General features: G+C 61.6%; 6 protein-coding genes. 4 read left to right on the top strand and 2 right to left on the bottom strand.

The genetic code is table 11. The annotated features are described in order from the left end of the window. Positions 1–45: 45 nt before the first annotated feature. Together J2T09_RS10235 and J2T09_RS10240 are read right to left on the bottom strand one after the other, a co-directional pair. On the bottom strand, positions 46–2,073 hold the full coding sequence (locus J2T09_RS10235) for an O-linked N-acetylglucosamine transferase, SPINDLY family protein (protein WP_306833942.1): 2,028 nt from the start codon (positions 2,071–2,073) through the stop codon (positions 46–48). Between the two features lie 161 nt (positions 2,074–2,234). Further along, positions 2,235–8,900: a beta strand repeat-containing protein gene (locus tag J2T09_RS10240; RefSeq protein ID WP_306833945.1), complete on the bottom strand. Its 6,666-nt coding sequence runs from the start codon at positions 8,898–8,900 to the stop codon at positions 2,235–2,237. Positions 8,901–9,237: 337 nt separating this feature from the next. On the opposite strand from J2T09_RS10240, the gene J2T09_RS10245 reads away from it, so the two are divergent. The 4 genes from J2T09_RS10245 to J2T09_RS10260 all read left to right on the top strand — a co-directional run bounded on the left by J2T09_RS10245 (position 9,238) and on the right by J2T09_RS10260 (position 13,646). After that, positions 9,238–10,587 carry a substrate-binding protein gene (locus tag J2T09_RS10245; RefSeq protein WP_306833946.1) on the top strand — a complete coding sequence of 450 codons (1,350 nt, stop codon included), beginning with the start codon at positions 9,238–9,240 and terminating at the stop codon, positions 10,585–10,587. Between the two features lie 104 nt (positions 10,588–10,691). Beyond that, positions 10,692–11,717, top strand: coding sequence for a branched-chain amino acid ABC transporter permease (locus J2T09_RS10250; protein WP_306833947.1), 1,026 nt, complete (start codon positions 10,692–10,694; stop codon positions 11,715–11,717). Positions 11,718–11,721: 4 nt separating this feature from the next. Further along, a complete protein-coding gene (locus tag J2T09_RS10255; protein ID WP_306833949.1) occupies positions 11,722–12,873 on the top strand; it encodes a branched-chain amino acid ABC transporter permease in 1,152 nt (383 codons plus the stop codon). 5 nt (positions 12,874–12,878) lie between these two features. Then, positions 12,879–13,646, top strand: coding sequence for an ABC transporter ATP-binding protein (locus J2T09_RS10260; RefSeq protein WP_306833951.1), 768 nt, complete (start codon positions 12,879–12,881; stop codon positions 13,644–13,646). Positions 13,647–13,650 lie beyond the last annotated feature (4 nt).

The following is a 13,650-nucleotide window of genomic DNA, read 5'->3' on the forward strand; positions in this document are numbered from 1 at the left end:
TACTCTGCCTGTCAAAAAGGCGTTTTCGTAAATGGGATTGGTCGATCAGCCCTGATTTGCTGGCCAGAGACGCTCGTCATTCGGCAGATGCGCGAAGGCATCCCACGCCATCAGTGCCTGCCGGTAACGCTCGCGATAGGCGTTTTCGTTCTCGAATTCACCCATCTGTTCGGCCAGTTCCGCGCCGATTTCGTAATAGGTGTCGAGGTTTCGCAGATCCGGCACCGGCGTTTCGCCACGTTCGGCCTCGCCCTGCATCTGCCAGAACAGTTCTTCCAGCCGGCGGGCAAGGGCCGGAATGTCACGCAGCACGCTGGTCTCCCGCTGATCCTGCAGCGATGTCCTGACATCGACAAGCGCCTGGCGATCGACAAAATAGCCGATGGCGCGTTCCTCATATTCATCCGGCGTGGCGCAGGCCATTTCAGGAATGCCGGCGGCGGTGATGATGCTGCCGCAGAAGCGGGCGGCAAAACTCTTGCCTGGCATGGTCAGGATCGGCAGGCCGGAGGTGATGGCATCGGCGGCGGTCGAATGTGCGCCGTAAGGGAAGGTGTCGAGGAAAAGGTCGGCGAGCCCGATGCGGGCCAGATGTTTCGGGTTCGGCGCCTTGGGTGCGAAGATGATGCGGGCAGGATCGATGCCGGCCTTTTCCGCTTCCGCCAGCAGGCGCTTGTTGACCTCGTCCTCACCGGCAAGCAGCCATAGCAGGCTGCCGGGTGTTGCCTCGAGGATTTTCATCCAGCGGGCAAAACAATCGGCGGTGATCTTCTGCATGCCGTTGAAGCAGGCGTAGACAAAGGCATCGTCCGGCAGGCCGGCCTCGGCGCGGGTGATGCCATCGGCGATCTCGCGTTTGCGGTCGATCGGTTGGTTGCAGGCGATGCGCAGCACCTTTTCCGAATAAAAAATCTCGTCTTGCGGCCGCACGATGACCGGGTCGGCGATCATGTACTGGTGGAACGGGCTGCCCATCGAGCCGGGGTAACCGCAGAAATTGACGATGACCGGTGCCGGACGATACGCGAAAATCTTGGTGCGGGCGTGTTTGGTGTAACCGTTCACATCGATCAGGATGTCGATATCGTCATCGGCGATCTGCCGGGCCGCATCCTCGTCGGTGAGCGTGGCGATCTCGCGCCAGCAGTCGACCACATTTTTCATCCGCGTCTGCGTGGCATCGTTACGGACAGGGTCGCCGCAATAATAGGCGTAGATCTCGACGCTTGCTTTGTCATGCAGTTCCAGCACTTCGCGCAGGGCAAAACCGACGGCATGATCGCGCAGGTCGGATGACACGTAACCGATACGCAGGCGCTCGCCGGTGCCGCTTTTCTGTTTCACGCTCTTGCGGGGAAAGGTGCTGATATCAGGTCGGCCGACCAGCGACTTGTTGTAGCGATAGGCCTTGGCCAGCTGGAACATCGGGTCATCGGAATAACAGCCCAGTGCCAGTGGCGACATGGAATCCAGCAGCTGCCGCTTGGTGACGTGTTCGGAGGAGACAATGATCGGCCATTTGCACTGGCGCTGCCTGAGCGCCGTCCAGTGCTGTCCGGCCTCGGTCTTGTCCGGGCGAAGTTCGATCGCCTGCCAGAGGGTCGCTTCCGCGTCTTCCAGCAGGTTTGCATTTTCCATCACGCGGCCCACATGCTGCAGCGCCATCAGTCGGTAAGACACACGCTCGGCGGTGCTGTCGGAGGTCTGCTCGATGAATTTGCGCCATTGCTGGATGGCCTGCACGGCAAGTCCGGCATCCTCATAGGCGCGGCCGAGATTGATGTGGCCTGCGCCGAAACGGCCCTCCAGCGTCACGCAGGTGCGCAAGGCATTGATCGCGCCGGTCACGTCGCCAAGCTGGCGCAGGACGACGGAATAATTGAAACAGGCGAGATGCAGAAACGGATTGCCGTCGTTGAAGGCGATCCATGCCTTGTAGATTTCCGCTGCTTCCGCCTTGTGGCCGGCGGCACTTCGCCCCTCAGCGACCCGGAAGAGATCGGCCAGCGTCATCTTCTGGCTGCGTGCGAGTTCGAGAATGTCGGCGAGTGTCGGGGCGGTATTGGCAGCCATGATGTCGAGGTCCCACTTGCAAGCGACCTGACGGCCGGCGTTTCAACCACATGCGATAGATTGAAACGCTGTAACCGGGCTGGCTTGCCCAAGGCAAGTCATGCAATGGCCGGATACAAGATCTGGCCATTGCATTGGTCGCTCACATCCTCGCAGTCACCTCAGACCGCGAGATAGGACGAGATGATCGAAGCCACGTCGTCGGGCTGGGTGTCGGATGCCTGCTGAGTGCCGGCATCCGTCGTGCTCGTCTCCGATGTGCTGTTGCTGTTATCGGCCGAATAGGAAGCGAAGCTCATGGCCGAATAGGACGACGAGTTGCTGGAAACGCTGCCAGCGTCGTTTCTCTGCAAGGCGGCCACCTGCGCCGAAGTCATCGCGCCGATCTGGCCGGCGGTGAAGGCTTGCGCCTGCTCTGTCGGCAGGGCGGCCAGCACCGCGGTGCTGAGGCCGGAAATCGCCGTGGAGCTGAGCGACATGATGTTTTCCGGCGAGAATGCCGCCAGATCGTCGGCACCGAGTGCCGCCGCCTGGATTGCGGTCAATGCGCCAACCTGCGTCATCGTCAGCGAACCAAGCTGGGTCGTTGTCATGGCGGCAACCTGATTATAGCCCAGTGCCGCCATCTGGCCGGTGGTCAAAGCCCCGATGTCTTCGGTCGTCAACGCTGCGACCACGGCTGTCGGCAGGCCGCGAATGGCGGCGGTATTGAGCGCTGCCAGTTCCTCCGTCGAGAAGGTCGTCAGCTGCGAGGTCGTCAGGCCTGCAAGGCCTGATGATCCGAGCGCTGCGATCTGTGCAAGCGACAGTGCGTCCAGCTGGTCGTTGCTCATCGCGTGGATCTGATCGCTGCTGAGGCCGGCGATCGCCGATGTGCCGAGCGCGGCGATCTCACCGGCCGACAGGGTTACGATAAAGGCCGTCGACAGGCCCTTCATCCCGGTCGAACTGATCGCTGCCAGCTTTTCAGGCGTGAGGACTTCCAGTGCTGCAAGGCTGAAGCCGCTGAGTGCGTCCGAGGACAAGCCGGCGATCTGCCCGGTGGATAGCGCGTTGACCTGTTCGAGCGTCAGCCCGCTTGCCTGGCTGCTGCCGAGACCGGCAATGCCGGCCGTGCTCATTGCCGCAATCTGTGCCGTCGTCAGCGCCGCGATGTCATCGGCACCGAGTGCTGCAACCTGTTTGGAACCGAGTGCGGCGATCTGGCCGATGGAGAGCGCTTCCACCTGATCGACGCCCAGTGCCGCGATCTGGCTGGTGGTGAGGCCGGAAATCGCGCCGGTGCTCAAGGCCGCAATCTGGCTGGTCGTCAGGCCGGCAATGGCCGAAGTCGAAAGGCCGGGGATCGCATTCGAGCTGATGGCTCCCAATTCGGCGGTCGTGAATGTCGCGAGATCGTCCGCGCCCAGTGCCGCGATCTGACGGGAATTCAATGCGCCGATCTGCGTGCTGGTCAGTGCCTCGACTTGATGGCTGCTGAGTGCGGCGATCTGATCGGTGGTCAGTGCCGATGTCCCGGCAGAACTCAAGGCTGCCACATGTGCCGTCGATAGGCTTGCGATCACATCTGTGGACAAGCCGGCTATGGCCATCGAGCTGATGGCGGCGATCTCCGCCGTCGTGAAGGTATCGATCCCATCGGCGGTTAATGCCGCGATCTGGCGTGATGACAGCGCGCCGATCTGGGTGGCGTTGAGTGCCTCGACCTGTTCGGTCTTCAGTGCGGCGATTTGCGTGCTCGAAAGTCCGCCGATGCCGCCGGTGCTGAGAGCGGCAACCTGTGCGGTCGAAAGTGCGCCAAGATCGTCCGTGCCAAGGGCCGCCACCTGACGTGAGGTCAGGGCCGCCACCTGGCTTGTCGTCAGTGCTTCGATCTGGCTGCTGCTGAGAGCCGCGATCTGCGCCGTCGTCAGCCCGGAAATCGCCGCTGCGCTGAGAGAAGCAATCTGGGTGGTCGACAGCCCGGCAATCGCCGATGTCGATAGGCCGGAAATTGCGCCGGACGTGATCGCGCCCATCTCTCCAGGCGTGAACGTATCGATGGCGCCCGGTGTCAGTCCACCGATCTGGGAGGATTGCAGGGCTGCGATCTGCGCGCTGACCAGGGCTTCCGCCTGGCTGGTGCTCAATGCGGCAATCTGCGTGCTCGAAAGGCCGGCGATACCGTCGGAGCCCAGTGCCGCGATCTGTGCGGTCGACAGCGCTGCGATATCATCCGTGCCGAAGGCCGCGACCTGTCGCGAACCGAGTGCATGTACCTGCGCGGTGGTCAGGGCTGCGATCTGTTCGCTGCTGAGTGCGGCGATCAGGTCCGTGGTCAGTCCGGTTATGCCTGATGCGCTGAGTGCTGCGATCTGGTCGGTCGACAGCGACGAGAGGACAGAGGTCGACAGACCGGCAAGGGCACCGGATGTGATTGCTGCGAGGTCGTCGTCGGAGAATTTTGCGAGATCGTCGGCTCCGAGTGCCGCAAGCTGTTTCGAGTTGAGCGCGGCCACTTGCGTGCTCGTCAGCGCCTCCGCCTGATCGGTGGTGAGTGCCGCAATCTGGTCGGCTGTCAGGCCGGCAATGCCATTGCTGCTCAGGGCCGCTACCTGGCCGGTGGTGAGAATGGCGACGCTGCCTGTGCCCAGTGCTGCGACCTGTCGCGATGTCAGTGCGCCTAATTGAGCTGTGGTCAGCGCCTTGAGCTGGTCGCTGGTCAGCGCTGCAATGCGGTCCGTGCCGAGTGCTGCCGTGCTGGTGGTGGTGAGAGCGGCAATCTGGGCCGTCGAGAGTGACGCCAGCGTTTCAGCCGTCATGCCGCCGATGGCATTGGAATTGATCGCCGCAATTTCCCGCGTCGAGAAGGTCGCGAGATCGTCCGTCCCGAAAGCCGCCATCTGCGTGGCGCTCAATATGGCAATCTGCGCACTGTTCAGAGCTTCGACCTGGTCGGTGCCCAGAGCCACGATCTGTCGTGTCGTCAGGCCGGTGATGCCGGATGGGCTGAGCGCCGCAATTTGGGCGGTGGTCAGCATGGAAAGCGTATCTGTGGAAAGTCCAGAAATGGCGCCGGAACTGATGGCGGCAATCTCGCGTGTCGTGAATGTCGCCAGATCATCGGTACCGAGTGCGGACAACTGGGCGGAATTCAATGCCCCGATCTGTGCGCTGGTGAGCGCCTCCACCTGTGCCGTGGAAAGCGCCGCGATCTGTCGCGTCGTCAGGCCAGTGATGCCGGCGGTGCTGAGCGCTGCAATCTGCGCGGTGGAAAGCGCCGCAATGGTTTCCGTCGGCAGGCCGGCAATCACACCGGCGGAGATGGCGGCGATGTCCTTGCTGGAGAAGGTTGCGATCTCTTCCGGTCCCAGGACTGCAAGCTGTTTCGAGGTCAGGGCGGCCACCTGCGCGCTGGTCAGCGCTTCCGCCTGTGCCGTTGTCAGGGCTCCCAGTTGCTGTGAGGTCAGGCCGTTGATGCCGGAAGAGCCCAGTGCCGCGATCTGGGCAGTGGAGAGTGCGGCGATATCATCGGTACCCAGGGCGCCGATCTGTGCAGATCTCAGCGCATTCATCTGCCGTGTGGTCAGTGCGGCTATCTGGTCGGTACCGAGCGATTCCATCTGGTCGGGCGACATGCCCAGAATGCCGCCGGTACTGATGGCGGCGATCTGCGCAGGTGTCAGGGCCGCCAGATCGATGGTCTCGAAGGCGGCGATCTGTTTGGAACTCAGGGCTGCAATCTGCGCCGTGGTCAGTGCGGCCACCTGCGCTGTGCTCAAGGCCTCGATCTGATTGCCGTTGAGGCCGAGAAGACCTGCCGGGCTGAGCGCGGCAATCTGTGCCGTCGAAAGCAGTTCGATATCGTCACCCAGGGCGCCGACCTGTGATGCGTTCAGCGCCTTGACCTGTGCCGTCGACAGTGCGGCGATCTGTGCGCTGCCGAGGGCATCCACCTGGACCGTGCTCAGTCCGGTTATCGCAAGCGTGCTCAGTGCCGCGATCTGCGCCGTGGAAAGTGCTGCGATTGCAGCCTCGCTCAGGCCGCCGAGCGCACGATTGCTGATGGCGGCGATGCCGGCTGTCGAGAAGGCGGCGAGATCGTCGGGCTCGAGAGCGGACAGCTGCGTCGAGCTCAATGCACGGATCTGGGCAGGAGAAAGTGCCGACAACTGTCCGGAGGAAAGCCTGTCGATCTGATCGGTGCTCAGTGCCGCGACCGCCTGCGTGCTCAGGGATGCAATCTGTCCGGAAGAGAGGCTGGCAAATGCTGCGTCGCTCAGGCCGGAGATCGCACGGTTGCTCAGCGCGGCAATTTCCGTGGTCGAAAATGTCGCGATGTCGTCGGCACTGAGGCCCGCCGTCTGGCTGGCCGTCAGCGCCTTGATCTGGTTGATCGTAAACGCGTCGACCTGCGCGGTGCTGAGCGCTGCGATCTGGTCCGAAGTGAGGCCGGTTATCGCACCTGCCGAGAGAGCTGCGATCTGCGCGGGCGAAAGGCTGGCAAAGGTTTCGGGGCTGAGGCCGGAAATGGCGCCGGCCGAAAGAGCCGCGATTTCGTCCAGCGAAAAGGTCGCGAGGTCGTTTTTGTCGAAGATCGACAATTGCTCGGACGACATGGCCCGGATCTGAACCGCAGACAGGGCTTCTACCTGCGCCGTGCTCATGACCGCGATCTGATCTGTTGTCAGTCGGGAGATGGCGGTCGTGCTCAGCACTGCTATCTGGGCGGTTGACAGCGCTGCGATGAAATCCGTGCCAATGACGGCGAGCTGGGCGGTCTTCAGTGCCACGATCGCGCTTGGATTGAGCGCGGCAATCTGGGCGGACGACAGTGCCGCAAGCGCATCCGTGCTCAGACCCGGCATGGCGCGGTTGGTAATGGCGGCAATGTCGGCGGTGGAAAATGTGGCTATATCGTCTTCACCAAGCGCGGCAAGCTGTTTCGAGCCGAGTGCACGAACCTGTGCCGGTGTCAGGGCTTCCGCCTGGTCGACCGTCAGTGCGGTGATGTGGGCCGGTGTCAGGGACGCAATCTGCCCGGTTGTCAAAGATGCGATCTGGGCCGTCGTCAGCGCCGCGATCACATCCGTGCCGAGGCCCGCCAGCGATCTGCTGGCAATGGAGGCAATTTCGTCATCGGTCAGGGTTGCAATGTCATCGGCCCCCAAGGCTGAGATCTGCAAACTGTTCATGGCGCGGAAATGGTTGCTGGTCAGTGCCTCCACCTGACCGGTCGACAATGTCGCGATCTGCGCCGTGGTCAGGGCTCCGGCCTGGGCCGAGGTCAGCGCCGAAATCTGCGCGGAAGAGAGCGCGGCAATTCCGGCGGTGGCAAGACCGCTGAGCGCCCTGGTATTGATCGCCGCGATATCATCCGGCGACAGAGTTGCAATCTGCTCGCTGCTCAGATGGGCAATCTGTCCGGCACTCATGGCGCGGATCTGGGCCGCGGAGAGGGCATCTGCCTGGGCTGTGGTCAGAGCCGCAATCTGGGCACCGGTCAAGCCGGTCATGCCGTTGGTGCTGATCGAGGCGATCTGTGTTGCCGAGAGGGCTGCAATTGCCTCCGTCGTCAGACCAGAAATGGCCCGGTTGCCGATCGAAGCGATTTCGGCATTGGTGAAGGTCGCAAGGTCTTCGGCATCCAGCGCGGCCAACTGCGCCGAACTGAGCACCTTGACCTGATAGACGGTCAGCGCTTCTACCTGTGTTGGCGAGAGCGCCTGTATCTGCGCTGACGTCAGGCTGGCAATGGCGCCGGTGCTCAGCGCGGCGATCTGTTCCGGTGTCAGCTTTTCTATGGCCTCGTTCGTCAGGCCTTGTACGGCCCTGTTCGAAAGGGCGGCGATTTCCGCGCTCGTGAACTGTGCAATGCCGTCGGGGCCAAGGGCGGTCACCTGAGCCGGGCTCAGAACCTTGATCTGCGGGATCGACAACGCCTCGACCTGATCGGCGCTCAGCGCTCCGACCTGTGCCGTCGAAAGCGTTGCCACGGCTCCCGTATTGAGCGCGCTGATCTGCTCGGTCGAAAGGGCGGTGATGAAGCCGGTGCCGACGGCCGCAATCTGCGCCGCCTTGATGGCGCCGACCTGCGCGTTGGTGAGCGCAGCCACCTGAGCTGAGTCGAGCTCCGCCAGTATTGCCGGGTTCACACCGGCAATGGCGCTGTTGTTGAGGGCGGCAATCTCCTGCGTGGTGAATGTCGCAAGGCCGGCGGTCCCCAGCGCGCCGATCTGGGCTGCTGTCAATTGCGCCGCCTGGGCAGCTGTGAGCGCTTCGGTTTGCGCGCTGCTCAGCGCGGTGATTTGTCCGGTCGTCAGGCCGCCGACCGATTTGGGGCTGAGTGCGGCGATCTGCGCCGTCGTCAGTGATGCCATGGTTTCGGTGGTGATACCCGTGATCGCCCTGGTGGTGATCGAGGCCATGTCTGCTGTCGAGAAGGTGGCAAGCTCCTCCGGGCCCAGCATGGCAAGTTGAGAGGAGGTGAGCGCGCTGACCTGTGATTCCGTCAATGCTTCTGCCTGAAGTGTGGAGAAGCCGCCGATCTGCGTTGCCGTCATCGCGGCGACCTGGGCCGGTGTCAGGCTCTGGATCGCGCCCGGTGCAAGCACGGTCAACTGGTCGAGCGACAGGCCGACGATCGCCGATTGCGAGATTGCGCGAAGCTGCTGGGAGCCGAGAACCTCGACGTCTTCCTTGTCCAGCGCGGCAATCTGCGCCGAGGACAGCGCGTTGATCTGGGTCGTCGACAGCGACGCCACGTCTTCGGTCGACCAGGCGGCAACCGATGCCGTCGAAAGGGACCGGATCTGGCTTGGGGTCAGATTGGAAACGATCGAAGTCATGTAAACAAGGTCCCGGCTAAATCGAACGAAAAACGGAATTTTCGAAGCAGAAACGGGCTCATGTCCCGGCCGCGCACAGCCACCAAGTGTGCGATTGCAGCCCTGACCCTCACCCAATTGCGGTGGAACCTATGCGCCGGGGCTTGTCCGAGACTGAATTTGATACAGGCTCACAAGTGGATATTTGCAGCTTTTGGTGCGTGTTGGATGGCCGCCACCGCCTAGACGATAGTCGTAAGACCAATGTTGGATTGGCTAAATCCGGGTTGAGGGTAGCCTTTGAAACTGCGCTCTTGAGGAGGGGTGCGACGTTTTCACCGACTTTGGGAGGAGTCATATGTCCAGTTTTATTGTTACCCGTCGTGGCCTGCTGCGTACCGGTGCCCTGTCCGGCTTGGCGCTTGCGGCGCCGATGCATTTTGTGCGCGGTGCGTATGCTGAGGACAAGATGTCCTGCAACGTGCCAACCGGCGACACGGTCACCTTCGGCTTCAACGTGCCGCTCTCCGGCCCCTATGCAGACGAAGGGCAGGACGAGCTGAAGGCCTACAAGCTGGCCGTCAAACACCTGAACGGCGAGGGTGATGGCGGCATGTTGCCGACCTTTTCGTCCAAGGCGCTGAAGGGTAACGGAATTCTCGGCAAGAAGGTCGCCTTCGTTTCGGGCGACACCCAGACCAAGGCCGATGCCGCGCGCGACAGCGCCAAGCGCATGGTGGAAAAGGACGGCGCGGTCGTCATCACCGGCGGTTCGTCTTCCGCCGAAGCAGTCGCGGTGCAGAGCCTCTGCCAGGATCTCGGTGTCATCTTCATGACCGGTCTCACCCATTCCAACGACACGACCGGCAAGGACAAGAAACGGTACGGTTTCCGCCACTTCTTCAACGCCTACATGTCCGGTATCGGTCTCGGCCCCGTCATCGGCGAAGCTTATGGCGCGGACCGCAAGGCCTATCATCTGACGGCCGATTATACCTGGGGCTGGACGCAGGAAGAATCGATGAAGGCCGCCACCGAAAAGCTCGGCTGGCAGACCGTCAAGACGGTGCGCACGCCGCTCGGTATCGGCGACTATTCCCAGTACATCACTCCGGTTCTCAATTCCGGCGCCGACGTGCTGATCCTCAACCACTACGGCAAGGACATGATCAACTCGTTGACCCAGGCCGTGCAGTTCGGCCTGCGCGACAAGCAGGTCAACGGCAAGCAATTCGAGATCGTCGTGCCGTTGTTCTCCGAACTGATGGCGCAGGGGGCGGGCGAGGCGATCAAGGGCATTTACGGTACCGCCAACTGGGACTGGAAGCTCACCGATCCCGGCACCAAGGCATTCACCCAGTCCTTCGGCAAGGAATATGGCACGCCGCCATCGCAGGCTGCCCATACCTGCTATGTACAGGCGCTGCTTTATGCCGATGCCTGCGAACGCGCCGGCACCTTTTATGCGCCTGAAGTCATCAAGGCGCTTGAAGGTTTCGATTTCGATGGTCTCGGCAACGGCCCGACCCTTTATCGCGCCGAGGATCACCAGTGCTTCAAGGATATTCTGGTCGTGCAGGGCAAGGAAGCGCCGAAGGACAAGTTCGACCTTCTGGAAGTCCGCAAGATCATCCCGGCCAAGGATGTCACCTATGACGCCAAGATCTTTGGCGGTGACCTCGGCCCGGCCGACGCCAAGACGTGCTGATCATTTTTTGATCCGGGCCTGATCCGGCTTGAGAGCCGGATATTGACCGTCGGGCGCGAAAAGCGTCCGGCGGGCTTGTCGCAATCCTTTTTTATGGCGGTCTCATGGACGCGATACTGCTGCAGATTCTCAACGGGCTCGACAAGGGTGGCGCCTACGCCCTGATCGCTCTCGGACTCACTCTCGTTTTCGGAACGCTCGGCGTCGTCAATTTCGCCCATGGCGCCTTGTTCATGATGGGTGCCTTTTGCGCCGTGGCTTTCAACAAGCTCTTGACGCTGCAATCGGTGACCATCGATCCAAGCCAGACCACGCCCTGGGGCTCACCCATGGAAGTGCGCCAACCTTATGTCGAGGCATGGCTTGGCGAGAGCGGAAAATTCCTGGTCGATTATTCGGTGCCGGCGTCGATCCTGCTGGCCATCCCGGTGATGTTGATCGTCGGTATTGCCATGGAGCGTGGGCTGATCCGCCATTTCTACAAGCGCCCGCATTCAGAACAGATTCTTGTCACTTTCGGGCTGGCGATCGTCATCCAGGAAATCATCAAACATTATTTCGGCGCCAACCCGATCCCGCAGCCGGCCCCTGCGGCCTTTCGTGGCACGGCTGCCGTGGGGGAAATGATCGGTCTCGGCCAGGGGCTGCCATATCCGTGGTGGCGGCTGATCTATCTGGCGTTCTCACTGTCGATCATCGGCGCGGTGTTTGCATTCCTGCGCTTCACCACCTACGGCATGGTCGTGCGTGCCGGCATGCGTGACCGCGAAACCGTCGGCCTGCTCGGCATCAATATCGAGCGGCGCTTTACCGTCGTGTTCGGTATCGCCGCCGTCGTCGCCGGCGTTGCGGGTGTGATGTACACGCCGATCCTGCCGCCGGATTATCATATCGGCATGGAGTTCCTCGTCCTGTCCTTCGTCGTGGTCGTGGTCGGCGGCATGGGGTCGCTCGGTGGCGCGGTGCTGGCCGGGTTCCTGCTCGGCATTCTGCAGTCCTTTGCCTCCATGAACGAGGTGAAGGCCATCATCCCCGGCATCGACCAGATCATCATCTATCTCGTGGCAGTCGTCGTGCTGCTCACCCTGCCGCGTGGCCTGATGGGGCGCGCCGGCGTCATGGAGGAGTGAACCGATGGCTCTCAATCTCTCGAAACAGGACTGGCTGCTCTTCCTCGGTTTTGCCCTTGTGGTTCTCACCATGCCGATCACGCTGCAGCCACTCGGTGCCGCCTATCCGGCCCTGATGCAGAAATTCTGCATCTTTGGCATCTTTGCTCTCGGCTTCAACATCCTCTTCGGCTTGACCGGTTATCTATCCTTCGGTCACGCCGCCTTCATCGGCATCGGCTCCTATGCGGCCGTCTGGATGTTCAAGCTTCTGACCATGAATGCTTTGCCGGCTATCTTCTTTTCCATGATCGTCGCTGGCCTGGTCGCGGTGGTCATCGGTTACGTGGCGCTGCGCCGTTCCGGTATATACTTCTCTATCCTCACACTCGCCTTCGCGCAGATGTTTTATAACCTCGCCTATTCGGTGCTGACGCCGCTCACCAATGGTGAAACCGGATTGCAGCTGACGCTGAATGATCCGCGCATGCTCGACAACATGGCGGGCGCGGCGACCGGCGGCCTGCCGCGTGTCGAACTGTTTGGCATCGGGTTGAGCGGCGGCGGTTATGCCGGCTTCTATTTCTGCGCCGTCATTCTGATCCTCTGTTTCTTCTTCGCCATCAAAATCTTTCGTTCGCCCTTTGGCCTGATGCTTCGGGCGCTGAAATCCAACCAGAACCGCATGCGTTACACCGGTTTCAACAACCGTCCTTACCTGCTCGCCGCCTTCGTCATTTCCGGCGTTTATGCGGGGCTTGCCGGTTCGCTGATGGCGGTCACCGATCCTCTGGCCGGTGCGGAACGCATGCAGTGGACGGCCTCGGGCGAAGTGGTGCTGATGACCATTCTCGGCGGTGCCGGCACGCTGGTCGGACCGATCCTCGGGGCGGCCGTCATCAAATATTTCGAAAACATCTTTTCCGCCTTCAACGAACAGACACTGCACCGGATTTTCGATTTCCTGCCCGACAGTATCGAAAACCCGCTGGTCAGTGTCCTGTCGCTGTTTGTCGGCGAGGGCTGGCATCTCACCCTCGGCGTCATTTTTGTGCTGATCGTCATCTTCCTGCCTGGCGGCATCATGGAAGGTTTCCGGCGGCTTTCCGGCCTCTTCAACCGTGGCGGGGGCGGCGGCAAGCCGGCCGTCGCATCCCATCCCCAGCCCGCGGAGTAACGGTCATGTCCAGCAAGAATATCGTTCTCCATGTGGCGGATGTCAGCAAGCGGTTTGGCGGTCTAAAGGCGCTGACCGATGTCGATCTGAGTGTTGCCGAAGGCACCGTGCACGCCATTATCGGCCCCAACGGAGCGGGAAAATCGACACTGCTCAATGTCTGTATCGGTCGCATCCGGCCGGATCAGGGGCATGTGGTTTTTGCCGGCACGACGCTTGATCAGCAACGCCCACACGAGATCAACCAGCTTGGCGTCAGTCGCGTGTTCCAGACGCCGGAAATCTTTCCGGATCTTTCGCTTCTCGACAACGTCATGATCCCTGCCTTTGCCAAGCGCGATGGCGCCTATCGGTTTCACGCGCTGCAATCGGTCGAGAGTGAAAGCGAAATCCGTGAGGCGGCGGAATTCCACCTAGGCGATGTCGGTCTGCTCGAAAGGCGTCACCAGCTGGCCGGCTCGCTGTCACGCGGTGACAAGCGACGGCTGGAACTGGCCATGTGTCTGATCCAGAAGCCGAAACTGCTGCTGCTGGACGAACCGACCGCCGGCATGTCGCGCCACGATACCAACATGACAATCGAGCTTCTTAAACGCATCAAGGCGCGCGGCATGACCAAGGTCATCATCGAACACGACATGCATGTGGTGTTTTCGCTCGCCGACCGCGTCAGCGTGCTGGCGCAGGGCAGGATCATCGCGGATGGCCTGCCGGACGAGGTGAGGGGGAATCCAAAAGTCAAGGAAGCCTATCTCGGAGAGGCACACGCATGAACGC

This window comes from Neorhizobium huautlense (assembly GCF_030811685.1).
Taxonomy (GTDB): Bacteria; Pseudomonadota; Alphaproteobacteria; order Rhizobiales; family Rhizobiaceae; genus Neorhizobium; species Neorhizobium huautlense_A.

Coding starts and splice junctions, on each gene's coding strand:
- J2T09_RS10235 (WP_306833942.1), bottom strand. CDS start 2,073: ATGGCTGCCAATACCGCCCCGACACTCGCCGACATTCTCGAACTCGCA.
- J2T09_RS10240 (WP_306833945.1), bottom strand. CDS start 8,900: ATGACTTCGATCGTTTCCAATCTGACCCCAAGCCAGATCCGGTCCCTT.
- J2T09_RS10245 (WP_306833946.1), top strand. CDS start 9,238: ATGTCCAGTTTTATTGTTACCCGTCGTGGCCTGCTGCGTACCGGTGCC.
- J2T09_RS10250 (WP_306833947.1), top strand. CDS start 10,692: ATGGACGCGATACTGCTGCAGATTCTCAACGGGCTCGACAAGGGTGGC.
- J2T09_RS10255 (WP_306833949.1), top strand. CDS start 11,722: ATGGCTCTCAATCTCTCGAAACAGGACTGGCTGCTCTTCCTCGGTTTT.
- J2T09_RS10260 (WP_306833951.1), top strand. CDS start 12,879: ATGTCCAGCAAGAATATCGTTCTCCATGTGGCGGATGTCAGCAAGCGG.